Genomic DNA, 26,126 nt, shown 5'->3' with positions numbered 1-26,126 from the left:
CTATCCCCTCCTATAAAAAAATAGTCCTGTAAAGGCAATTGAAAAGAGTAAAATGAGCAAATCATATATAGTAAACTTTACTTTTACTACAGTAGTTCTCTTTTTCAAAGCTCCCAATCCTCTACTTATTGCCGCCGCCGACAATTCATCACCTATTTTTGCAATAGAAACGATTAAAGGTATTGTTACATATTCCAAGTATAAGCTTGGATTTTTCCACGCCTTTTTATTTTTAAAACTAATTCCTCTCATTTTCATAGCAGTCTTAATAGAGTTGTGTTCTTCTTTCAAAGTTGGAATAAACCTGAATGCAACTGCTGTTGGAATAATAAATGCATTGGGAATTTTCCACTTTACCATGGCTGCTATAAACTCGCTCGTTTTTGTGGACATTACAACATAATATCCCAACATGAAAATTGGAAATAGTCTTAAAATTAAGGCATTCAACAATACTGAAATTGTATTTATGAGTGTAGGCAATGTGTACATATCTTTCGTAAAGTGTGCCATAATAGCCAAGGTAAATAGCCCTCCATAAATGAAAGCTATCTTAACTTGTTTATTAGATAATAATAATGCTATTGCCACAATGGCGGATATAAGGCTAACTAAAATATCCTTATATCCGACAGACATTATGGTTGTTATAAATATCATAAATAAAATTTTAGTACGAGGATCTAAGAAAAAGCCCTTTGGTTTATTCGGTTCGTATACCTCATACTCTTCCATTAAATGATACCCGCTCTCTCAAAGTGTTTCTTAAGCATTTTCCTCCCTAAATTTGCACCAATAAATGAGCCGATAAAAATAATTCCAAATGCAGCAATACCCATCCAAGAAGGCATATATTTTGCGAGTGCAAGTGCATATTGTTCTCCCATTTGTTGCTTAACACCTTCCATATAGGTATCTGCCATTACCCACATTGGCATTTGACAACCTATCATTCCACAAGAAAATAGCCAAAATCCAATAACATTCTTTTTAAAACTCTTAAAACCACCTGATTTCATAACCAGATCACTGATAATTCCAAATGGAATATATCCCACTAACGCTAACCATGTATAGCCCATAAAATACCAAAACACACCAATAATAATTGACATAATCGTAACCATGCCAAATTTTTCTATTTTGGTTAAAAACAACATAAATGGAATTCCTGTGACTATAGGAATGAGAAGATAGATAGCTGGGTATAAGATAGGAATTGCATTCATCATCCCTACTACAAAAAACAGAACTAAATAAATGGCTGTATAAATTCCTACATTGATTAGATCTTTAGCTGACAATCCTTTTTTCATTTTTTTTAATCCTCCTTAAATTAAAATAATATAAATCTACATGAGCTATATTTGAATAATTCTCATATAAATCATTTTCACTCATGACAATTTCCAATTAACTGCCTTTTGTCGTGCCTCAACAAAATTTTTATAGATACCTTCTGCTTGAATTAGCTCTTCATGTGTGCCTTTTTGATTTATTTTTCCATTTGCTAAAACAAGTATTTGGTTTGCATTTTTTATTGTCTTTAGTCTGTGTGCTATCATTATTACTGTTTTATTTCTTGTGAGTTCCTCCATAGCAACCTGCAATTTATCCTCATTTTCAGGGTCTACATTTGCAGTAGCTTCATCGAAAATAATAATAGGTGCATTCTTTATCATTGCTCTTGCAATTGATATTCTTTGTCTTTCTCCACCAGATAAACTTGCACCTCCCTCTCCTATAACTGTTTCATATTGTTCAGGAAGCTTCATAATAAATTCATGACAACACGCTTTCTTTGCAGCTTCTATAACTTCCTCATGTGTAGCATCTGGCTTAGCAAACTTTATATTGTTCTCAATAGTGTCTTGAAATAAATAAACATTTTGAAAAACCATACTAATTTGTCTCATTAATGACTCCAATGAATATTCTTTAATATTATGTTTACCTATGCTGATTTCTCCTTTCTCTACATCCCAAAATCTCGCTATCAAATTGCAAAATGTAGTTTTTCCAGCTCCTGAAGGTCCAACTATAGCTGTCATTTGGTTTTGTGGTATCTTGACAGAAATATCATCAAGGATTTTTTTGCCTGAATAAGAAAACTCTACATTATCAAAAGAAATATCGAAAGTAGTAGGCTTTATGTCTTTTCCATCAATATCCATCTGTGGAAATTTCTCTAACTTCTTTGTTTGCTCAATAGATCCACTAACAACTCTGAGAGAAGTTGTTGCACTTCCTGCCAATTTTATTTGAGAAAAAGCAAGAAAAGAAATTATAATCGTCATAACTGTATTTAAGAATGAGAGTTCTCCATTGATATAAAAGAAAATACCTGCACCTATTATCAAAATGCTAAACAAATCCAAAAGAATATTTTGCAAAATCGTATAAGGTGTAAACAGTTTTTCACAATCAAGATTTATTTTTCTACTATTTTCAATAGCACCTCTGACTTTTTCATCTCCTTTCCCTGTTAAATTGAAGGATTTTATAACAGACATTCCTCCAATTTGTTCTAAAATGGCATCAACTAATTTAGCAGATGCTTTTTGTCTTTTAGGAAGAACACTCCTTGATTTGCTTTCCATTTTTGAGAGAACAAATAAGTACAATAGGCATCCAATTGCAACAATAAAACCTATTCTCCACTCAAATGCTAAAATCATTATTGTAAATATTATCGTGTTTATAAAACCTGATAATGTATTTACCATAACCATTGCTGCGGTATTTTCTACATCTTCTAAAACAGTTGTAGAAATTCCAACCACTTCACCAATATTGTTTTCATTGAAAAATCCCATAGGTATTTTTTTTAACATTTCACCTATTGCTACTCTTTTATTTGCCACCATGAAATAACTTGCATGGCATTGCTGTAATTGTGAAAAATAATTTGTAACACTTCTTCCGATTATGCTAATAACAAGAAGTATTAATGCGATCCACGCGGGCATCATGCTCATGTCTTTTTGGACAATTGCTTTCACTATAAAATAAATAGCACTGATTTGAAGCATATGAAAAATCGCAAACAAAAAACTTACCCATATAGAGTGATATACATTTTTCTTTTCATCACCTGAGAAATCTAAAATCTTTTTTAAAGCACTTAACATTTCATCCCACCATCCTTTGTTCCTATATGAGCGTTCCACATATTTCGGTATAATTCACAACCTTTTAATAATTCATCATGCTTACCGTATGAAACAAGTTTTCCATTCTCAATTAAGAATATTTGTTCTGCATCTGTTATAGTTGATAATCTATGAGCAATAATAATCACCGTTTTATCTTTTATAAGCTTTGATAAAGCTTGCTTTATAATCACTTCATTTTCAGGATCTATATATGAAGTAGCTTCATCAAGTATTACAATAGGTGCATTTTTGAGCATTGCTCTTGCTATAGATATTCTTTGCCTTTCTCCACCAGAAACATGGCTACCACTACTTCCGACAACCGTATCGTAACCATGTTCCATTTTCATAATAAAATCATGACAACCCGATTTCTTAGCAATGTCTTCTACTTCTTTATCACTGGCACTTGGATTACCCATTCGGATATTTTCCCTAATACTTTCGTTGAACAAAAAATTATCCTGCGAAACAAAGGCTGTTAAACTATATAATTGCTTTAATGGAATTTCATTAAGATTGTATCCACCAATATTTATATTTCCTTCCGTAATATCCCAATATCCAGCTATTAATTTTGCTAAAGTTGACTTGCCACTTCCACTTGGTCCAACAAAAGCCACTGTTGTTCCTTCTTTTATGTTTAGGGATATTCCATGAAGAATTTCTTTTTCTTCTTCATATCCAAACTTTACATTTTGTAAATCAATATTATATTGCTGGATAGTTACTTCTCTATCAGAATGCTTTTGTTCTTTTCCTTCTAAAATTAAGTTAATAGAATTAGCAATAGTTCCTATCTTAGCAAGACCATCAACAAAATTGATTGTTTCAAGTAAAGGTCCTGCAATACCTAAAGATAGAATAATTACAGATATAAATACTTCTGCACTTAAACTGCCGCTAATGTAGAAATACCAACCAAATGGAAGCACTGTTATCATTGTAGTAGGAGATATATTTTTAGATAAAGATACAGGTAACTGACAGCTCTTCATCCATTCATAAAAGTATCTTGCATTTGCAATGACTTTATCTTTGTACTTTGCGTACGATCTCTTGTCTTGATTAAATGTTTTTATCACTTCTATTCCATTGACATACTCAATAATTGCAGAATTCATTTCTCGATTTACCTTTACAGATCCTTCATATTGAACAGCATAATTTTTCATTACGAGTCCCATAAAAAGCATTCCCACAGGAATGGATACTAATGATAAAAGAGCCATTCTCCAATCAAGAAATAATAAGTAAATAAATATACTCAAAGAACCTAAGAGATTCGATGTCATTTCAGGCAACAGGTGAGCGAGCGGTTTCTCCATACTTTCAACCTGATCCACTATAATCTGCTTAAAGTTTCCGCTTGGAACAGAGATTATTTCTCCTAATGGCATCTTTGGAAGTTTTTCAAGCATTCTTAAACGAACATCTTTCAGTACACTAAAAGTTGCTTTATGGGATACAGATAAAGCCATAGAGTATAAAAATGATTTTAAGATGTAGGATAACAATCCTATTCCTAACCATAAAGAATAAATTTTAAAATCCTCATTTCCCTTTAACAATTCAACTAAAATACGACTTGCTGCAATATATGGAACAATCCCTGCAATAACACCGATACTCGCTATAAATACAGATGTTTTTAACTTTGAATGTTCCTTTTTTGCAAGCTCCCACAATATAGCAGCAGGACTTTTTTGTTTCATAATCAACACCTCCAAATAAAATAACATTATTAGCTAACTTAGTTATCATTTATGCAAAAAACTAACCCTTAAAATCCTTGCAATTTTTTCCACCCTTCACGAAAAAATCTCGCAACAATTTCTGAGTTTTGTTTAACCTCTTCAATATTGTCAGAATGCATAATAATTTCACACAATGCATTAATATATGCATGATTAAGTAAGTGCATTGATTTTTCAGATATATTAATGTATTTATAATTATCTTTTAAAACTATTTTTGAGATTTTATTTCTATTTAAATCTTCCATTTTTACTAATTTTTCAATGAAATTATCATATTTTGTTCCATACGCTTTATACACTAAAAGTTCAAATATATCTTTTTTTCTAAATATATATATTGCGGTTTCAATTGATCCATCAATATTAATTTCAGCTAAATCTTTAATGTGTTTCTCATCAATACTTCTAAATGATTCTTCTTCAAATTTTGTATATAAATCTAAAATCTCTTTAGCGAGTGGTTCAACTAATGCAACAAATAGAGCTTCCTTATCCTCAAAATGTCTATAAAAAGCCCCTGTAGTAACACCGGCATCTTTACATATCTTTCTTAAATTAGCTCGTTCATATCCATCATTTAAAAAATTAATTTTCCCACTTTTCAAAATGTTTTCGTGTGTAACATCAAATCCTTTCAGATTTTTCATGTTATTCACCTCTTCCTATATGCAGATAACTTTGTTATCTAAAATTTTACTATATATTCCATTTTAAGTCAAGAGAATTTAGAAGAGACATGATTTTTATGAATTTACAACATCCATATTCATGAACGATTATTTTGTAAGAATAAATGTATGTCTTCGGCAACTTTTTCCCAATGTGGATCAAGCATACAATCATGACATAATTCATTATAAATCTTCAAAGTTGCACCATAATAATTCATACTATCAATCAGAGACTTTACAGGTATGCATCTATCATTTTTTGAGCCAATTATAAAAGTTGGTACAAATTTGCAAAAAAATTTAATAGAAGAATATGTTAATGTCAACAATCTTATATTTTTAGCTTCTTCTTTCATTTTAGCTACATATTCTTCAGCTTTATCTACTCTTCCAGAAAAGAAAAGTTCTTCCTTCGTTTTTCCGTAATAATTAAAAGAAATTTTTATAGCATTCAATAACCTATTACTAATTGGATAAGGTGAAAGTAATACTATTGCATTTACATTATTAATATTTTTATCATCTTGTAAATATTCATTTAAGATTAAATTGCCCATTGAATGAGAAACTATCGCTAATTTACTATTACTTTCTCTTTTTATCTTTCTTATAATTTCTTCTAACATTAAAACAGAGTTCCTAACATTTCTCGCATTTTTAGACAGAACGTGGATATTAACACTATAGCCTTTCTTTATAAAATATTTAGTAAAATTTTCATCCCAACACCATTCAGCATGTGATGCTCCACATATAAAAACAATATTATATTTTTGTGTTACCATATTTTCACCTCACTTTATCTTTAATTATTAATAACTTTTGCCCAAATATATTCAATTTGAAATTTTCTCTAGGGAAAATACTAATATCAAAATCCCCACATCGATTAATAAGTTCTATCCAATCATTTAATTCTAAAAAAGTGCTATTTTTAATCTTTCGTATATCATCAGGTTCTTCCATCATAAATACTTGTGATACTAGCATCTCAATTGGATTACCTATTGGTTCTGTAATCAACATTACTCCATCTGGTCTTATCTTTTTTAAAAATGCCTTCATTACTTTCTCAAGATTACTAGAATTATTTAAAACCCCTGCTGCAACAATAATATCTACCTTATCTAAAGATTCTATCTCTTCTAAATTATCAATATTAAGCCTTAAATACTTAATTGCTGAATTATTTTTAAACTTCTCTTTTCCAATATCTAAAAAGAACTTCGAAATATCAGTATATAAATAATTTATTTTTTGTATCAAACTATATTCATTTAATTTTGTAATTATACTATCTGTTGACGCACCTATACCAGCGCCAACCTCAAGTATGGTTATTTTCCTAAGCTTGCTTTCAAAATGTCGGTTTACATAATCAGCGACCTGAATTCCGATTATTTCGTTTAAAAATCTGTATATTAAATTATTTTTATACAGAGCTGTAGCATATTTTATATCAGCTTCCGGGAATAATATAGCATTACAATCAATTTCCCCATAAAACAACTCTTTCAAATTTTTTATATTTTCTCTGATATAATCTATCGAAGAGGGATCACCTAATTTCCAATCCCATAATTCACGCAACTCACAAAAAAGTTGTTCTGTATTGATTTGTAAATTCTTAGTCAAATAAAAACTTCCTTCATTATTTTCTATAAATCCATGCAAAACAAGCATTTTTAACCATCTCTTTACTATCTTACTATTTTTGCTATGGAAGCAGTTTTTAATGATCTTTTCCTCAGAATATTTTATATTTTGATCGTTAAAAGCACCGTTGTCTTTAAAAAATTTAAATATTTCTCCTAATATATAAGTATCCAACGTTTCTTTATACTTTAATAAATATTCTTTCGAGATATATGAATAATTCCTCTCTATATTAGCAATTTCTTTACTCATATTTATTGTAACTGAATTATTATAATTAAATCCATCTCCTTGTTTCAAAGTTTGAAACCAATTATTTTTTCTTTTATATTCTCCTATTCCTGTCATTTTATCACATGATAATACTTTATTTATATCTTGAATAAAAGATAAATCGTTTAATGCTTCTTGAATATGAGAGCGATAATTAATTTCATTTATATCTATGCCCTCCTCAATAACTGTACTTAAATTCAACTTATAATTGTTCTTCAATGTTTGATTAAAACCGCTAATATTTCCTGCTGTTTTTTTTATTATATTATAACCATATAATATATTTTTCTGAATAAAGTTAATTGTTATGCAACAATTTTTTGTGAAAATTTTTAACTCATCATTGTACGCAGTAAATTGATATTCTTCATTAAGATTAGGTCTATATATTCTTATGCAAAACGGAACACTTGCAATATATCCTGAAAATGATTTTATCATTGAATTACCATGATTATTTGTTATATTTACTTTTTGATTTGTCTTCAATCCTTCTTTCAGTATTTTAAAAATATAATATATCAAAAACTTTGAAAATAACCCATCAATATATAAAATATTGTTCTTACTAAATTCTTCATATATCGTATTTGTACACTGTTTAAAAAAAATATCATTTTCACTTGGTATTTCTGGAATATAATAAACTTTTTTATTATTTGCAATTTTTACACAATCTTTTATTTGATCTACATCCAATGGCATCTGATCAACTATAGAAATTCCGGCTTCTAACAATTCCATTCTTAAATAGGGATTGTTAGAAGCTATCAAGGATTTTTGAGGAATATACGCCCATTTAATATCTGATGGTAACTGCGAAACAAATTTGTATAGTTTTAGATTTTTAAAATAAGCATTTTTCTCAGCTAACTCATCTTCAGAATCTAATATACATAATTTAGTTTTTGCTTGCAAATAATGTAAATTTTCTGGATTACCACATATCAAAACATTTGACACCTTCATTTACATCTCCTTTAGACGTTTATTTTTTTATTAACATCGCCAATTGTTTAGCATTATTTTTATTTTGTACACAACTGTAGTGATTTCCATCAATATAGAATTTGTTTATATCGCCTATAATTGAATCTTTCCATTTATCAACTAAATGCTCAATATATTTATATGCTCCTTTGTTATCTTTAGCAATATAATAATCAAGATCCCCAAAGAAAAGATCGGGATTATATTTTTGAGCTTCTACTGAATGTCTAAATATTTTATATAGTTCAAACAAAGAGTACATAGATAACGCCTGTTTCTGCTTTTTATTAATAAGACTATGATACTTAATAAATCTATCACTCTGTATCATATTGTTTAATTCTATAATAAGATTTTTATCTTCTTCATTATTTAAATGATCTAAAATATTTGATATCGTTAGTATGTTTTTATTAGTATCAATTGAAGTATAAATATCATCAAATATATCAATTTGTCTAATTCCTAAATCTTCTAAGTTTATACCAAACGCATATATGAATATTAATTCAAGTGGTAATTCATCAAAACTATTCTCTGGAATTGTTCCGCCTTCAATTATAGATAAATTAACAACATTGATTCCCATTTCTAAAAGTCTTCTTGCCATTTCTATTGCTACGACTCCACTAAAACTATATCCTATTAGCTGCACTTCTTTGACATCAAATCCAACTATCTTTTTACAATACATATCCGCTAACATAGGCACCAGGTTTTTCTTATCAAGTTCTAAATATTTTTTTATATTTGAAACTCCCAATATCAAAACATCTCCTGCATTTTGTTGGCATAATTCTGTAGCTAAATACTTGAAATTTTCCCAACTTCCAAAAGCGCCGTGTACAAGTACCCTTAACCTTGAGGTCTCCAAATTGTTTGAACCTTTAAAAATTTTTGTATATACCATTTCTTCATCACTATAATCTTTTTCTACGTCCTTGTCATCACTTTTTTCCAGAAACGCAGAAATTTCAGATACAAAAGGAAAATTAATTATTTCTCTCAATAATTCTTCAAAAGAAATTTCCTTATTTAGCTTATTTTTCACTTCGGTTGCTATTTTTGCAATAATAAGTGAATCTGCACCAAAGTCATAAAAATTTGATTCCAGTGTTAAATCTTCAGTTTCCAACAAATTTTTGCAAATTTTAAGAATTTTTTCTTCAGTTTCAGATGTCGCTTCATTGTTAGCTGTATAAACTTTTTCTTCATTATTCTCAGCATTAATTATATCAAAATTCTTTTCCTGATCAATTTTGCCATTACTATTCAACATTATAGATTCTACATAGTAAACTTTAGATGGAATCATATAATTTGGCAAATATCCCTTAATACTCTCGTTTATTTTTTCCCTATCTATTTCCATAAACTTCGTTTTAAACTTTTTAATAAAAAGAGTTGCCCCAAAAATCCCTAACGATTTATTCTCATATGGAAATTTATAAACTTTATTGCTATCATCAACCTTAAGCAATATATTTTCCCATGTTTTTGTGTCTATAAATACAGTTTCTTCTCTTATGCTATCAGTTGCTTCTTCCATCATTAATGCTTGCGATACCAATAGCCAAGGTTCGTTTTTTATAGCTTCTGAGAATAACAAATATCCTTTAGGTGCCATCAATGTCTTAATGTAAGACATGCTTTTAGCAATATCTTTAACATTTTCCAATACATATGCTCCTATAATAATATCAAAATAATTTGGTTGTAGGCCATTTTTAATTGGATCTTCATTTATATCTAGTTGGTAAACTAATATATTCTTATTATTTTTAAAATTCTCTTTAGCCTGTGGTAAAAAATATTTTTGCAAATCTGTAAAATGATATTCATAGTCATGACCATCAAGTATTTTTAATAGTTTTTTTGTTGTTGCACCAGTACCTGCACCAATTTCTAAAACTCTTATCTTTTTCTTTTTATTGTACTTTAAATAATTTTCTAAAAACTGGCAATAATAGTCATTAATCAAGGCTGAAAATATACTTTTTTCATAAAGAGATTCTGTATATTTCTTTGAGCCATTAGGATAAAGAATTCCTCTTGGATCAATCTTGTTTGTTAAAATGTTTTTTAAATTATCTATATTTTCCTTAATATAATACATTATATTAATATCTCCGAATGCATTATCCCACATTAAAATACAATTATTCCATAACTTATCTAATAATTCTTTCTTTATTATTTTAGGAATTACAATTGATTCTCCCTTTGAATAAATAACATTATTTATTTTAAGCTGAGTTATCCACTTATTTATAATTTTATGATATTTTAAATCTATATCAGTTGAATTTTTTTCATAATTATATAAATTTAAACCAATATTTTTTAATACCCCTAAATCTATCAAAGTATTTAACATCGAATTAAGGCAAACTATATCCCTTTGTTTGCAAATATATTGATAACAATCATAGTCTATATTTCTCTGAATATTTTCTTCTATTGCCTCAAACCCATCAAAATATTTATCGTATTGTTCGTCAACCTCACTAATATCAACCCCTATTTTGGCAATAACTTCAATCGGTTTATCCTCCTTATTATAGTTGACTCTAACAATTAAATCATCAATTCCTTCCTGTTTCATTAAGGTGTTTTTTATCTCTCCAAGTTCTATTCTATTGCCTCTTATTTTTACCTGAGTATCTTCCGTACCTAAAAATTCTATTTCTCCACTTGATAAATAGCGACCCAAATCTCCAGTAGAATAAAGTCTGACCTGCTTTAGAGGATGAATAAAGAACTTTTCTTCTGTTAACTTTTTATCTCCTAAATACCCTTCCGCCAAGCCTCTACCAGCTATATATAAATTACCTTCGCAATAAACTGGACAATCTTCAAAATTTTTATCTAATACATAAATTTGTTGATTAGTGAGCGGTTTCCCATACGGAATGCTTTTCCATCCCTTTTTAATACCTTTATATTCATGATAGTTAGACCATATAGAGGCTTCTGTAGCACCTCCCAATACTATTATTTTAGATTCTACAAAAGTTTTTTGCACCGCATTAGGCATATTTAAAGGAATCCAATCTCTTGACAGCAATATTAGTTTAATAAAATTTTGTTTTTTTGATAAATTTTCTAAATAATTTAAATATAGTTTCATTAATTCTGGTACCATATTTAATATAGACACAGAATTTTCTTCAATCAATTTATCCCAATGAGCAGGATTTAAATACTCACTTTCATCAGGATATACAATAGTTCCTCCAACTGATAACATTCCAAAAATATCATAAACAGATAAGTCGAAATCTAATTTTGATATTCTTAATAAGCAATCTCTCTCAGATATTTCGAATTTTTGATTTATATCATATATAGTATTAAATACTGCGCCATGATTTATTACAGCACCTTTTGGATTTTCAGTAGTCTCTGACGTAAACATGATATAAGCTGCATCATTCGAATCAACATGTTCTATATTAAACATATTTATCAAATCCAACCTATAATTTACATCATCAATGTTCACAAAATTTCTTTGTCTGCTATAATAACAACTGCCATTTGTCAAAATAACTTTACAATTACATTGTTTTAAAATATTCTCTAATCTTTTTTCTTCTATATTAAAATCTACTGGAACATATATAGCTCCTACCATAAGTATTCCAAGAATAGTATAAACTTGACTTTTATTATGTGGTAGTTTTACAATTATATGCTCACCTTTTTTTACATTTTTTTCTTTCAATGCTAAAGCTATAGATACAGACTTATTATATAATTCTTTATAAGAAATTGAACCTCTAGAGTCTATAACAGCCGCCTTATCTGGATAAGATTTTACTTTTTCTATAAAATCTTCTAATAATGTCTTATTATTAATTTTTTTATTTGTAGCATTAACTTTTTCTCTAATTTCACGTTGCCACTTAGGTAGATCAATTTCAAGACGTTTCTCCCAAAATTCTTTATTGTTCGATAAATTTATTAAAATCTTTTTAAACTCACTAAACATATCCTCCAACATATCATCTTCAAATATTCCTTCACGAACATCCCAATTAATCTGTAAACCTAATTCAGTATCCATAGCTTGACAATCAATAAATACTTGCGGTGTTTGAGATATTCCATACACATATCTTCCTATCAACCTCTTTTTAATTAAACCTATTGCACTTGTAAATACATATGGTGCTAAAAATTCTTTGGAGTTATGCAGTTTAGCAATATCTCTTAATATATTAACTCCAGGATATGCACTATTATCTATTGAGCTGAATAATTCTTTATTAACTTCTCTTGCTAACTCTGAAAAAGATTCTTTTATGTTTTTTATCGAAATTACCGATGTATTTGTAAAATCGCCTACTAAATATTCTATATTTTCCCCTAAATTTTTCTTGTTAAATAAAGTTAAATTTATAAGAAATTCTTTTTCTGTACTCCATTTTTTTAGTACTTCACTATATACAGTCAATACTGATGCTGTCGGTGTTAAAGCATGGTTTTGAGCTAAAATTTTAAATTTATCCCACATATCCTTATCTAATGTGAAAGACAATCTTTTAAACTTGCAAACGTCCGTTTCTTTTAGCGTTTTTAAAGGTATTACTGGAGATGTCTTTAATTTTCTAGTCTTTTGACTCCAATATGCTTTCGCCTTCTTGTATTCCGAGTTTTCTTTTGTCTTTTCTTCACTTATTATATAATTCCTAAATGATATCTTAGATTGTCTATCATTCTCTATTCCTTTAAAATACTTCATCTCAAACTCTAATAAAAGTTGCCATATACTTGACCAATCACATATCATAAAATCCATCGAAAAGTGTAAAATTGATTTTTCTCCATAATTTGATACTCCAATATCAAACATTGGCCATTTTTCTAATTGATAAACTTTATCCTCTAACTGTTCTCTAATAGATATCCTATCTCCAGTAACAACCTCATATTCTGGAACTTTTTGTAGTATTTTTTGATATCCTTCTTTAAATATAACTGCCCTCAGCATTTCATGTTTATTTATCAAGTAATTCCATGTATCTTGTACTTTTGAAACGTCTAAATTATCATATAAAAATTCTTGATAAATGTGACAAGATACATTTCCATATGAATGTAAGTCATCTCTTCCATAAAGATATGATGTCTGAACTGGAGATAATGGAAATGGTGCGTAATCATCTTTAACATCATATTTATTCTCAAGTTTTTTAATGTATTCTTTAAGTCCCTCTTTATTTAATTTTAATTCCATTAAAATATCTTCATCTAACTGACCATTTATGGATTTATATTTTAACTTTTCACCATCAACATACAACTCAATACCTTGCTTAGAATATTTTTCAATTATTTCTTTATAACCGTTCTCCATTATTTACCTCCTTATTAAATTATTCATCAAAAATTTTTATATCACTCAGCAAAAGCAGCTTCTCTTTACTAGTCTCCATAAACTTTGCATATCCCGCTTTTTTCTGCAAAATTTCCCATTTTTTAGATGTTGATAGTTCCCTGTTTACTCGACGAATATCAAGTTTGCCTGAATTCATATATTTCTTCATTTTAATCAATTCTGCTGTTATTGAATCAATCCAGTATGTTTGAAAAAATTTTGAAGTACTCGTTTCTTTTAAAGAATTCAAAACCTTGTAGATTGACTCTTTACCTATATTTAAATCGTCTTTAGCTCCTTTTAAATATGTTCTTGGACGCCAAGCAACATCTCCATAAGCATCATTTAGCGATAATACTCCATCTTCATAATAAAGTTTAAAACTATACATTAATTGCATATTATAATCAGGTGTTTTGGGATTTAATTGATTATTGAATTCTATTAAAATAGGCAATTTCCCTATATTTCCATATAATATATCAAATGGGCCTAATCCCTTTATTATATTATTATCCAACTCTAAATCACCTAAAATACCAGAAATAGCTAATAAATCCAAAGCTACATATGATAATTGTGTAGAAAAAGAAACGCTTATATATTCTAACTTAGAATATATATTTAATTTTTTTGCATACACTGCAAAGCTCTGCATATTTGATAAATTTGAATATAGATTTGCAGTCAAATAAATAAGGTTTTTCTCTCTTGCTAGCTTATAACATTTATATAAATGTTCTTGATAAACAGGTTGCTCTTGAATTACGTTTATTCCTTTATTTAGTAAATCTATGCACAATTCTGTTCCATCCCCACCTGTTCCCTCACTTCTAACAATAACGCAAGCTAAATCTATATCTGATGGCAATTCTTCAACATTAAAATACAGTGGTACATTATATTTCTTTGAAAGTGTCTTTGACCTTTCACTGCCTCTTCCGATAATACCAACAATTTGAAAATCTGATTCGGCTCTCTTTAATGCTTTTAAATAAAATTCCCCAAAATTCGTGCCACAAACTATGGCTTTCAATCTTTTTTTCATTTTATATTTCTCCTTCAAAGATATTATTCAATTTCAAATTTGTTCCTTTCATCAATTTGTAATAAAATGTTGTATCCATTTCCATCATCTTATCAAGTAAACTATTTAATAAAGGAAACTCACTCATATCTTTGATTTCAGTTTTATTACCATGTTCTAGAGCTAAAATAGAAACAGCTGCTACTGTTAGAGCCGTTAATCTAGTTGGTGAAATGCTTTTTAAAATCATATTAGCATCTATAGTATTTTTATTTTTTATTCCTGTTGCCTCTAAGATAAATCCTCCAAATTCTTTTTTTTCAATATTATCCAAATTGGATAAATCCACTAATTTTTGTGCCATTACATTTATATTTTCAATGTTATCAGAACGAATATTCTTTAAAAAATTGCAAACATATCCGTTCTTTATGCACATATAAAATATGGCATTTTCCACACCTATTTGCCTACAAACTTTAAGAGTTCTTTTATCAATATACGGAAATGGCACCCATCTTTCGCTGCTTATTGGCAATGTTATTGTTTTATTTCCTGCCAAATAGGGTTCTATCTTTCCTGAATTTAAGATTGATCTTGCATAAAAACCATCTTCACTTAAATATCTCAAGTATTCTTTGGCTGCATTATAAGTAAATTCTCCATTAGAGGCGTAATACATTTGAAAACTAAGGGTTTTATCAAAAACTCTAGAAATAATAACTGGCAATGCTTCTATTAATCCTGGCGATGAACCAACTCCATGATATATTGTTCCTCCTTCAAAAACAGATTTCTCATAGAAATTATAATAACTTAAGTCAATGAGAATACATTTGTTTTTATTAACTGTATCTATTAAATTAAATATTGATGAATCTGAATACCCTGAACAGTTTATAATACAGTCACATCCATCAACAAACTCAATACAAGTATTTATATCATCCAAATCTATAAATGCAAAAGTATTCTTACTCTTATAAACTTTTTCTTTTCTTCTATATCCCAACTTTATATCTTTGATTCCATAATCATTCAAAATTTTAGTACATTCTGAACCAATATCTCCAGTAGCTCCAATTATTCCTATCATATTTCACCTTCTACTACCTCCATACCTAACTGTTTTGAATTTATCGAATTTAACATTTTTTCAAATTCAGGATTTGAAAAAATTTCATTTAATGTGAGTTTGCATTTTAATCTTCTTTCTATCTCAACTAGAAGCTTTGTTGCAGATAAGCTATTTCCTCCAAGCTTAAAATAATTAGAATTTCTATCTACATCATCTATATCCAAATTTTGCATCCATATTATTTTTAAGATTTCTTCTAAATTTTCATTATAATTTTTTAATTGTTCTTTTATTGTTGCTTTATCAGAGACATCCACATCAAAAGAGTCCAATGACAGCAAAACAATCTTCTTATCGAAATCTAACCCAATTTCATTTTCTAAGTTATTTGTCAACTCAAGATGATCTGTATAGTTTTCTGATTCGAGATAATAAGCAATATTATTTTCTATCGAAAACATAGTATTTTTAAAAAAATATTTTTTGGCTATTTTCTTAATATAATCAACTTTATAAAAAAACTGCGTACGTTTTTCAGTTTCTACATTAAGATTTTTTTCTTGAAAAAATATGGCTGTAAGTATAGATATTGGATCCATTTTACCAAAATCAATTACATGAATTTTTCCGTTTCTTTTTAACATTAGTTTTGAGGTTTTGAAAAAAGATTCAACATCTTCAATTTGATGTAAAAAATTAACAGAAATAATGTGATCAAATCTACTTAAGTAATTATCTTTTAAAAATTTCTTATCATTGCAATCATTTAATAAAATTACATTGTTTAAATATTTAATTCTGCTGACTAAGTTATCTTTTATTGTGCAATCTACATCATTAACAATGCCTATTGTTAACCTTTTAATATCTTTACTTTCATTATTGATGTTTTTAATTAATTTATCTAATAAACTCTCAGTAAACTCACTTCTAATGCCTAGTTTTGCTGGGGATATTTCATTATCTAAAAGCAAAAGCTCTTTTTTATTATTATTCTCAAGTATATCTACAAATAAATTCTTTTTTAGTTGTAGTTTTCTATATAAAGAATCCTCTGCGATTTTTACTTCATTCATCTCATCTGCTTTAAAATCTTTCACATATTTCAACCAGTATTTAATTATATTTTCATTCTTGTTGTCTATTTTTATTTTTTTAACATTAATTTCAGTTAATAAATCTAATAAAAATTTTTGGACAAAATACTTTCTCTTTTTTACTTCATTGTCTGTATTAATATTATCAATATAATTTATCTTAAATTCCGATTTATCTTCCTCTAATTCTGGTTCAACCAGGAGCGTTTTAACATTTTCTTGTGAGATTATTGTTTTATATTTACCACTATAAATTCTTTTTTGATACTCAATATTAAACTTTTTTCTTTTCATATTATTCCCTCCATAGTTGATTTATCAAAAATTAGAGCATATTTCATTTGAAACATCAATATACTTACCTACCATCCAAATAATATCCTCTTCATATAATAATTCATCTATATAATCAAAAGTAATCACAATACTATCATCAATCATTCTTATATGATGATCTAGATAAACTTGAGGTGTTTGACTTAATGAACATATTTCATGGAATCCATTTTTACAATTGTTATAACTCTCTCCAATCATACAGGTAACTACTATTGGAAACAATTTATTTATTCCATTCTCTTGCCTAGCTTTATTTATAACATTAATCCCATCAAAACATCTATATTCTAATAACTTAAATATTTGTTTTTGGGTTTTTTTGATGGACTCTAATATAGATTTATATTCATCTTTATAGCTAATTAATCCTATATTTGTAAATTCTCCCAACAATTCATCTGCATTTTTAACTACTGGTAATTTCCCAAATAATGTTGTTGTTATTGTTAATTCGTCAGTCTCAATTAAGTCAGACAATACTTTCATATAAATAGTGATTAATATAGCAGACAACGTTACACCTCTTAGTTTTGAATAATGTATTAAATTGTCAGTTTGTTCTTTACTAAAACGATATTCTTTTCTTTTAAAATTGTATTCTTCTAAGTCATTAATCGGCATTTTCGTTCTTAAATTCGGTGCTTTTGGTAGTGTTTTTATCATTTTATTCCAATATTTTTCAGCCTCATCTAAAAGTCTCTTATTAAACGCAAGTTCCTTATATATTCTTAAATTCATTACATAATCTTTATAAGATACATCGGAAAAACTTATTTTTTCTCCTTCGTATAACGCAAAAAGCTTATATATCATATTACCTGCACTCCACGCATCTAATATAGAACAATCAAAACTTATGTGGAGTACATCATTTTTATTCCCGCCATTAATTTTCTTTCCAACTACGAATTTAAACATAGGCCATGTTTCGATATTATACTTCATATGCGATAAAATCTTTCGCATTTTATACCTATCCTCTTTAGAATTATATTGATATTTAAAAACTTTATATTCAGGAACTTTTTCCAGTATAATCCCTCTACCATCCGATAATAAAATCAATCTTAAAATATCATTTTTTCTAATCATCAAATTAATGTTTTTTTCAAGATTAGCAATATTTAAATTTTGCTTTTCAAATTCAATATAATAATGAGCATTAACTTTATTTAAAAATTCCCCATCTACTTGTCCAGCCATATATGCCAACTGAAGTGAACTCAATTCCAAAGTGTTTTCTTGTGCTTTTGATAAATATCTGAGTAAATCCTCTTTGTTAACTTTAATTTCGTTGATTACCTCTTCATTGTATAATTCTTTTTTGATTCTATATTTTAATTTTTTATCTTCCACAAATAAAAACATTCCCTGTTTTCTCAGCTCATTTACATAATCAAATAATTCTAAGTCTGTACTATCATTTTTTAGTTTCATTTTTTCATCCCTAAATTTTTTAAAGCTTGTAAATGGTTAAGATGTTCTTCACCAAATTTAACATTTTTAGGAAACCCTATTTCTTTCATTATTTCTCCCCATTTTTTCGAAACTATTATTTCCTTTTGCATTCTTGTAATATTATTTTTTCTTTGTTTAACATTTTCAATAAATTTTTCAATTTCTTTCCTTATGGCATTCGGAAAAACATCATAAAGTATAGTTTCATATGTCAAGTTACTGTAATTTGCCAAGCTAAATTTTATTGGCTTATTTAAATAATTAACATCAATTTGTTTTGAATCTAACACAATATTATCAGATATATTCATTCTATCCCTCCATATTACAGATCCAAAGGTATCTTCAAGATCTAATCTTCCACTTTTATAAAAAAAAGTAATTTTATGAAGAAGATGCATATGGTTATTCCCATCCACATCAGAAACCTCATTATGAATTTGTAAGTTTACATCCAATTGCCCATTTGACAAAACAACACGATTAAAAGGGTATCTTTTCTCTGTTAACGTTGGAATTATATTAAAACTTCTAAGAAGAGGTAATGCTTCGTTCAGAATACCTATCAAAGAATAAAGAAGTTGCGAAGATGTCATGATATCTACATGTTCAAGAACATCTTTTTTATTTAAATATTTTGCAGCTTCAATAAATTTTTCAATAGTTTCCAATGAATTATATAAATTCCCTACTATATAATATGAGTTGAATTCATGAGCCAACTTTAAGCAGTTCTCTATCTCTCTATAATGAATTGGATGTTCCTGTATCACATGAATTCCTTTTTTTAAGAGACTCTCTGACAATTCAGTTCCCTTACCTCCCAATACAGAAGATTTAATTATAACAAATGCAATATCTATATTTCCTGGAATAGAATCTACATCAACATATAGTGGAACATTATGTTCTTCTGCACACCTCTTAGAACGACTACTTCCAAAAGCTAATATACCTACCAATTCAATATTATTTATTTTTTTTATCGCATTTATATAGGATTGACCAAAAGTTGTTCCACAAACTATCGCTTTCATCATAATGTTCCTCTCTCCAAATACATCATTTCAAAAAATCCATCAACTTTATTACCAAATTTTCAATATATGGAGTTTCCATAAATTCTCCTAATTCTAAATGAAAACCATATCGTTCCATTAATGTATTAGATAGTTGTATCATATTTAAAGAATTCCCTCCTAGTTTAAAGAAGTTATCTTCTTTTTTTATTTCTTCAATTTTTAAAATTTCTTTCCAAATTTCTGATATAGAATAAAGTAGCTCAGTGTTCAGTTTATCTTCTGTTTTCTTGTTTGATTTATGAATATCTTCATCAGGTTCATTATTTTGATAAACTGATAAGTCTTCTCTAATACATACATTATTTTCAGTATCTTTATTTTCCTTATAATTAATTTTAGTGGAAAATGTATTGGTATTATTTATTATAGTATCCAATAAGTTTCCATAAGACTCAAACATCCTATCTAGCAACTGTGCCGTAAATATTTCATCAATGGAATCCCAAATTATTTTTAATTTGCCGTCCATTTCCATAACTTGATGATCAAGCCAAACTTGTGGTGTTTGAGAAATATTATATACAAGTTCTCCTAGCCAAGTATCTTTCCTGCCTTCAGACAAACCTAATCCACTTGTAAATACTATAGGCATTAAAGAATATCTATTGTTAGAGTATTTATTCCTTAATTCTCTTCCAAATTCTACAGCACTATATGAATTGTGTTTTGTATCTTCTAATAATTGTTTTTGCAACATTTTGGATTTTTCTAGCAATGAATCGCTAGTACAATTTTTTACTTCAAGAAATGTTAGGTTAGTAAAATCTCCTATGATTTTATTTATATCCGGATGAATTTGTTCCTTGTTAAACTGTGTAATATTTAATACAAATTCATCATTTAATGAATATTTCCTAATTATTTCAGAAAATAATGTTATTAATAAAATTGTCAATGTTATGTTATTTTCTCTTGCGATTCCTTTTAATTTATTCAATCCACAAGAATCAATGATTTTTTCTCTTCTATTAAAAGTTTGTTCTTCTATATCACTTTCTAACTTTGCTATTTCAAATTTAGGGGCTTCCAAAAATCCATTCAATCTATTCAGCCAATATTTTTTATCAACCTGATATTTAGATGTGTTTTTTACTTTTCTAATTTCTAAAACATAATCTCTAAATGAAACATCTGGTAATTCCTTATAAAAATTTTCATCATTATATCTTAATTTCAATTCATCTAGAATATAGAACATACTCCAACCGTCTAAAATAATATTATCTAAACTAATGTGGAGTCTGGATTTAATTTCATCTAAAATGCTAAGTTTGAAATTAAATATAGGCCATTTATCTATCTTTAATATTTCGTGAGACATAATATCTCTAGTCAATTTTAAAGCTTCCTCTTGTTCAACCTTATTAAGACATGATAAGTTATTAATATCTAACATAAATGGTGGAACTTTTTCCAATATCTGTTGTGTTCCATTGTTTAAAATTATCGCCCTTAACATAGAATGATACTTAATCATATCATTTATTATCTTTTGAAGTTTATTAGGCTCAATATTCAAACAATCTAATTCGAAGTAACAATGTGTTGCTACTGAACCTAAAGAATACATTTTGTTTCTTCCTATCCAATATGCAAATTGCACATCCGTTAATGGAAATGGCTCATTTATATTTTCAACATCAGGTATAATTTTTTGAAATGATAAATTTCTCTTTTTGTCAATTTTTTTAATATACTCTGAAAGTTCTCTCAAAACAGGATATTTGAAGATGTCTCCAATTGATATTTGTACACACAATTCTTTCTGTACTTCGGAAACAATTTTCGTCGCTGTAAGAGAATCTCCTCCTAATTGAAAATAATTAGAAGTCGATAATACATTCATATCATTTAAAATTTCTTTATAAATATTGACTAATTTCCTTGTAATTTCATCATACTTTTCTGTTTCATTTTTACCTTCAATACTTTTGCTATCATAACCAGAATCTTGATTATCATGTCCTTCTATCAATTTCCTTAATTCTTTTCTATCAATTTTACCATTTTTATTTAAAGGCATTTCTCCTACTATTACAAATTCAAATGGAATCATGTATTCAGGAAGCTTGTTCTTTAAAAATTTAATTAATTCATCTTGTTCAACATCTATTTTGTTATTTTTAAGAACATATATCATACTTCCCATTTTGTTAATTTCAGTCTCATTAGATAAATACTCAATTTTATATTTACAATTTTCACTTGCATTTTTAATGTTTTTAATATTTGGAATAATTTTTCCATTACGCTCTAACAAATCAAAATCAATAAAACCACGTTCTAATACAGATGCACTAATTTCTGGTAATAATAATTCATCATTTATTTCAGTTCCAATCACAACGCCCATAGGAGATAATATGGTTTTTATATTACGCAACATATCTGAAATATTATGAGAACGATGTAGTGAATTATATAATATGACAATATCAAAATTTTCCGTTTTAAAATTTTCCAAATACTTACTTGAAGAATTTATTTTTATAAACTCGAAACAAGTATATTTATTTTTTATGTCTTCAAACTCATTTGCAAAATATAGTGAATTGTCCGTATAAACATATTTTTCGATTTTATCTTCAAAGTTTGTAATTACCTCTTCTGTTAATTCGCTATTTCTTCCACCTATTTCTAAAATCTTAAGCTTTTTATTTTTGCCATCAAATACCATCTTTATAGTTTCAATAAGTTCATTTATATTTTCTCTATAATTTTTCAGTTTTCTCAAAAGTCTGGAAGGACTAGGTTTAGATTCAGAAGCATAAAACACATCAATAGCTTGTTTCTTACCCTGTATAATATCTACCACATTATTTTTGAAATTATCTAGGTTGACTGTTGTGTCTAATGCTATATCTATTTTTTTAAATAAGTAAATACCATCTTCTAAACTTATCATACTATGCTCTTGCAATAATAATAGCCATCTTTTTACGAGCAATTCGTATCCTATATCTATTTCTCCAAATTTCATTATTTCATCAAAAGAATACCTTTTTCCTTGACTAATACCCAAATCCATGAAAATAGAAAATATCAAACCTAAAACCATATTATTTTCACTATTTAGATACTCATCATAATCAATGTATTCAGATTTCAGTTTATTTATTTTTTCATTACTACTTAATCTAGTTAATGTATAATCCTTACTCTCATTACTTTCAATAAATGCGACCAATTGATTATTAGTGCCTATCTTAATAACATCAACAACAGCTTTATTAATTTTAGGATTTCCAATTAAAGCATCTTCAATTTCTCCAAGTTCTATTCGATGCCCTTTAACTTTTACCTGATTATCAAGCCTTCCTAAAAATTCAATAGTTCCATCATTCCATGTTCTTCCAGCATCTCCAGTTCTATACCATTTAACTCCATCCGATTCTATAAATTTCTTTTCTGTTAATTCCTTATCTCCCCTATATCCCTTTGCAACACCAACCCCACCAATTAACAATTCTCCTTTAACATAGTTAGGACATATTCTTCCTAAACCATCAACTACTCTATAGACTTGGTTCTTTAACGCTTTTCCATATGGAATAGAAATCCAATTTTTAGGTATTTCCTTTGGAACATTGATATAATTTGACCAAATGGAAGCCTCTGTTCCTCCTCCCATTCCAACTACAAGAGAATTTTTGCTTCTGTTATAAAATCTTTTAGGTAATGTTGTTGCAATCCAGTCTCCAGAAAGAAAAACTAATCTCAATGGAATAGAAACATCTTTACCCTCTGCCATAGTTACTAGCATATCAAAAAGAATTGGCACCGAATTCCACATTGTTACTTCATATTTTTCAATAAGTTTTAACCAAAGTTCCGGATCTTTGAAATTATTATCATCTAAAGTAATGATGGTTCCTCCAGCCGATAATATTCCAAAAATATCATAAACTGATAAATCAAAATCAATTGCTGATACCATTATTACGCTATCATTGGCATTTACTTCATATCTTTCATTTAAGTCATTGATTGTATTAACAGCACTATTGTGTGCAATTTCCACACCTTTAGGAATTCCCGTCGTTCCTGATGTCATAATTACATAGGCTGTATCAAACGGACTAATATTGACAGGTTTTTCAATTATACTTTGAATAGTTGATTGATCTATATCAACAAATGTGATATCTGTATCATCTAAATTAAAATCCCTTATTGTATTTTTATTGGATAAGACATGTTTTATTCCTATCTGTTCATATATTTTCCTTCTTCTTTCGTTGGGTTGATTAATACCGATAGGAACATATGCTGCGCCGGCAAATAAAATTCCTAAAATACCAACTATTTGACTATATCCCCTTGGCAATGTTATTCCCACGTAGTCATTCTTTTTTACTCCAAAAGAAATTAAATTTGTTGCAATAATTAACGCCTTTTTGTATAAATCTCCATAAGTTAATTCAATACCGGATTGTGCATCCACAATAGCAACTTTTTCCGGGTTTACTTTAATCCTATCAAGAAATTCTGTATAGAGAGTTTGTTTAGGGTAACTCAAAGGCAAAATATTTTTTAATTCTTTTTCTCTATCTTCAATCTGATTCAACGGAAGAATTTCAGGCAATCTATACCAATTTTCATTATCACTTAATGATTGTAATAAAGTGTATAAAGAGTCGAACATATCATCAATCATTCCATCTGGATATAATTCATCAACCACATCCCAGCATAATACAATCTCATCATCTACTAAATAAGTTTGAAAATCGAGCCAAACTTGTGGAGTTTGTGATACCATATAGTTTATTTTCCCGAATATTTTTCTTGTTTCCTGAGTCTCTAAAGGATAATCTATATTACAAGCAAACACCACAGGTGCAATATTGATAGTTTTTCCAACTTCTTTATAAACATCTCTTTGTACCTGCACTCCAGAGTATGAGCTGTGAGAGGCATTTTCTAAAAATGTGCCAGATATAGTTTTCACTCTATCTAAAAATTTTTCATTCTTTCTTTCACACTCAACTAATAGAAGATTAGTAAAATCTGCAACCATTCTTTTAACACTATTATCATTTACATCTCTATTGAATAATGGCACATTGATCACAAATTTTTCTTGATTTGTCCATCTTTCAATAATCATTGAATATGCTGATAACAGAACCATTGATGGGGTAACTTTATTTTTATATGCATTTTCTTTAATCTTAATCCAGTTTTCTTTGCTAATAATTTTCTTTCTTCTTGAAAAAACCACTTTTTCAATCATTTCTGGTTTTTTGTTAATGGGTAAGTTAGGTGCCTCTAAAGGAAAACTGGATTCAATTTTTTTCTTCCAGAATTCCTTATCTTTTTTGTATATTTCGTCATCTATTTTTCGTTCCTCCAGATAATTTTTAAAAGTATAATTGCTATCTATTGAAACTTTATCTTCTCCGCAGTACAGCTCTACAAGTCTACTCATTATAATGCCTATGCTCATTATATCTGCAACTAGAATATCAATATCTAAAAATATTCTATGTTTTTTATCCTTTAGTAACGCAATGCTAAGGCTAGCTACTTCTCCAACTTCTATATCAAATTTTCTATGAGACATTTCTTTTCTCATTTCCAATAATTTTATGTCTGCATCTTCTTCAGATAGTGAAGTATAATTAAAAATTTTAACTTCTTTTGAGTATGGTTCTTCCATAATTTGCTGAGTACCATTACGGTTAAATTTTGCTCTAAGCATTGGATTTTCCATTTGTAAACAGTTCCAAGCAGCAGTTAATTTATCTGTTACAATCTCTTGTCCATCAATTTCTAAGTATGCGTGACACCCAATACCACCTAGAACCTGATCTTCTTCTCTCCCTACAAAATAAGCATACTGTACATCCGTTAAAGGGAACTCTTCCGAAATATTCTTTTCTCTTGATTCAGTCTTTTTATCAATATTTTTAATATTTGCTTTTTCAATAAGTCTAATCCAATCTTCAAGTGTAGGATTTTCCATTAGTTTTGCAAATGATAATTTTATCCCTAATTTTTTAAGCTCTGAAACTATTTGCATGATTTGGATAGAGCCTAAACCCTTTTCAATCAAATTGTCTTTTCCTGAAGGTTTAAATCCATCTAAGTTTGCTTGTAACACTTCATCAAGAAGTCGTACTGCCTGTTGTCTAGTTTGATATGTTTCCAT

General features: G+C 28.2%; 14 protein-coding genes. All 14 read right to left on the bottom strand.

The annotated features are described in order from the left end of the window. The gene (locus HMPREF0078_RS02305; RefSeq protein WP_004838469.1) at window positions 1-735 is read right to left on the bottom strand and encodes an energy-coupling factor transporter transmembrane component T; all 735 of its coding nucleotides are present in this window, start codon (window positions 733-735) and stop codon (window positions 1-3) included. Continuing rightward, window positions 735-1,316, bottom strand: a complete 582-nt coding sequence (locus HMPREF0078_RS02300; protein ID WP_004838468.1) for an MptD family putative ECF transporter S component — start codon at window positions 1,314-1,316, stop codon at window positions 735-737. The genes HMPREF0078_RS02305 and HMPREF0078_RS02300 overlap by 1 nt, the downstream gene beginning before the upstream one ends. An 81-nt stretch (window positions 1,317-1,397) precedes the next feature. Continuing rightward, window positions 1,398-3,131: an ABC transporter ATP-binding protein gene (locus tag HMPREF0078_RS02295; protein WP_004838467.1), complete on the bottom strand. Its 1,734-nt coding sequence runs from the start codon at window positions 3,129-3,131 to the stop codon at window positions 1,398-1,400. Next, window positions 3,125-4,870: an ABC transporter ATP-binding protein gene (locus tag HMPREF0078_RS02290; protein ID WP_004838466.1), complete on the bottom strand. Its 1,746-nt coding sequence runs from the start codon at window positions 4,868-4,870 to the stop codon at window positions 3,125-3,127. Before HMPREF0078_RS02290 ends, HMPREF0078_RS02295 begins: the two co-directional genes overlap by 7 nt. Window positions 4,871-4,938: 68 nt before the next feature. Continuing rightward, on the bottom strand, window positions 4,939-5,562 hold the full coding sequence (locus HMPREF0078_RS02285; RefSeq protein WP_004838465.1) for a TetR/AcrR family transcriptional regulator: 624 nt from the start codon (window positions 5,560-5,562) through the stop codon (window positions 4,939-4,941). A 119-nt stretch (window positions 5,563-5,681) separates the two neighbouring features. Continuing rightward, complete coding sequence (locus HMPREF0078_RS02280; protein ID WP_004838464.1) at window positions 5,682-6,371, bottom strand: alpha/beta hydrolase; 690 nt, start codon at window positions 6,369-6,371, stop codon at window positions 5,682-5,684. Window positions 6,372-6,375: 4 nt separating this feature from the next. Next, on the bottom strand, window positions 6,376-8,487 hold the full coding sequence (locus HMPREF0078_RS02275; RefSeq protein ID WP_004838463.1) for a class I SAM-dependent methyltransferase: 2,112 nt from the start codon (window positions 8,485-8,487) through the stop codon (window positions 6,376-6,378). Window positions 8,488-8,506: 19 nt separating this feature from the next. Further along, window positions 8,507-13,870 carry an AMP-binding protein gene (locus HMPREF0078_RS02270; RefSeq protein WP_004838462.1) on the bottom strand — a complete coding sequence of 1,788 codons (5,364 nt, stop codon included), beginning with the start codon at window positions 13,868-13,870 and terminating at the stop codon, window positions 8,507-8,509. A gap of 19 nt (window positions 13,871-13,889) precedes the next feature. Further along, window positions 13,890-14,939, bottom strand: coding sequence for a Gfo/Idh/MocA family oxidoreductase (locus HMPREF0078_RS02265; RefSeq protein WP_039920410.1), 1,050 nt, complete (start codon window positions 14,937-14,939; stop codon window positions 13,890-13,892). Window position 14,940: 1 nt separating this feature from the next. Continuing rightward, window positions 14,941-16,014, bottom strand: coding sequence for an NAD-dependent epimerase/dehydratase family protein (locus HMPREF0078_RS02260; protein ID WP_004838460.1), 1,074 nt, complete (start codon window positions 16,012-16,014; stop codon window positions 14,941-14,943). Next, window positions 16,011-17,387 (bottom strand): phosphopantetheine-binding protein, encoded by a 1,377-nt coding sequence (locus HMPREF0078_RS02255; protein ID WP_004838459.1) that lies wholly within the window; start codon window positions 17,385-17,387, stop codon window positions 16,011-16,013. The genes HMPREF0078_RS02260 and HMPREF0078_RS02255 overlap by 4 nt, the downstream gene beginning before the upstream one ends. Window positions 17,388-17,411: 24 nt before the next feature. Continuing rightward, window positions 17,412-18,869: a condensation domain-containing protein gene (locus HMPREF0078_RS02250; protein WP_004838458.1), complete on the bottom strand. Its 1,458-nt coding sequence runs from the start codon at window positions 18,867-18,869 to the stop codon at window positions 17,412-17,414. Beyond that, window positions 18,866-19,927 (bottom strand): Gfo/Idh/MocA family oxidoreductase, encoded by a 1,062-nt coding sequence (locus HMPREF0078_RS02245; RefSeq protein ID WP_208853656.1) that lies wholly within the window; start codon window positions 19,925-19,927, stop codon window positions 18,866-18,868. Before HMPREF0078_RS02245 ends, HMPREF0078_RS02250 begins: the two co-directional genes overlap by 4 nt. Window positions 19,928-19,952: 25 nt before the next feature. Next, window positions 19,953-26,126: a non-ribosomal peptide synthetase gene (locus HMPREF0078_RS02240; RefSeq protein WP_004838456.1), complete on the bottom strand. Its 6,174-nt coding sequence runs from the start codon at window positions 26,124-26,126 to the stop codon at window positions 19,953-19,955.

The sequence above is a fragment of the Anaerococcus vaginalis ATCC 51170 genome, from assembly GCF_000163295.1.
In the GTDB taxonomy this organism is placed as follows: Bacteria; Bacillota; Clostridia; order Tissierellales; family Peptoniphilaceae; genus Anaerococcus; species Anaerococcus vaginalis.
The sequence above is the reverse complement of the archived record's forward strand: the minus strand, read 5'-3'. Positions and strand labels throughout refer to the sequence as shown.

What these genes read in the sequence shown, in the direction of transcription:
- HMPREF0078_RS02265 (WP_039920410.1), bottom strand. Translation starts at nt 14,939, where the DNA reads ATGAAAAAAAGATTGAAAGCCATAGTTTGTGGCACGAATTTTGGGGAA.
- HMPREF0078_RS02245 (WP_208853656.1), bottom strand. Translation starts at nt 19,927, where the DNA reads ATGAAAGCGATAGTTTGTGGAACAACTTTTGGTCAATCCTATATAAAT.
- HMPREF0078_RS02305 (WP_004838469.1), bottom strand. Translation starts at nt 735, where the DNA reads ATGGAAGAGTATGAGGTATACGAACCGAATAAACCAAAGGGCTTTTTC.
- HMPREF0078_RS02240 (WP_004838456.1), bottom strand. Translation starts at nt 26,126, where the DNA reads ATGGAAACATATCAAACTAGACAACAGGCAGTACGACTTCTTGATGAA.
- HMPREF0078_RS02300 (WP_004838468.1), bottom strand. Translation starts at nt 1,316, where the DNA reads ATGAAAAAAGGATTGTCAGCTAAAGATCTAATCAATGTAGGAATTTAT.
- HMPREF0078_RS02295 (WP_004838467.1), bottom strand. Translation starts at nt 3,131, where the DNA reads ATGTTAAGTGCTTTAAAAAAGATTTTAGATTTCTCAGGTGATGAAAAG.
- HMPREF0078_RS02270 (WP_004838462.1), bottom strand. Translation starts at nt 13,870, where the DNA reads ATGGAGAACGGTTATAAAGAAATAATTGAAAAATATTCTAAGCAAGGT.
- HMPREF0078_RS02280 (WP_004838464.1), bottom strand. Translation starts at nt 6,371, where the DNA reads ATGGTAACACAAAAATATAATATTGTTTTTATATGTGGAGCATCACAT.
- HMPREF0078_RS02260 (WP_004838460.1), bottom strand. Translation starts at nt 16,014, where the DNA reads ATGATAGGAATAATTGGAGCTACTGGAGATATTGGTTCAGAATGTACT.
- HMPREF0078_RS02285 (WP_004838465.1), bottom strand. Translation starts at nt 5,562, where the DNA reads ATGAAAAATCTGAAAGGATTTGATGTTACACACGAAAACATTTTGAAA.
- HMPREF0078_RS02275 (WP_004838463.1), bottom strand. Translation starts at nt 8,487, where the DNA reads ATGAAGGTGTCAAATGTTTTGATATGTGGTAATCCAGAAAATTTACAT.
- HMPREF0078_RS02250 (WP_004838458.1), bottom strand. Translation starts at nt 18,869, where the DNA reads ATGAAACTAAAAAATGATAGTACAGACTTAGAATTATTTGATTATGTA.
- HMPREF0078_RS02290 (WP_004838466.1), bottom strand. Translation starts at nt 4,870, where the DNA reads ATGAAACAAAAAAGTCCTGCTGCTATATTGTGGGAGCTTGCAAAAAAG.
- HMPREF0078_RS02255 (WP_004838459.1), bottom strand. Translation starts at nt 17,387, where the DNA reads ATGAAAAGAAAAAAGTTTAATATTGAGTATCAAAAAAGAATTTATAGT.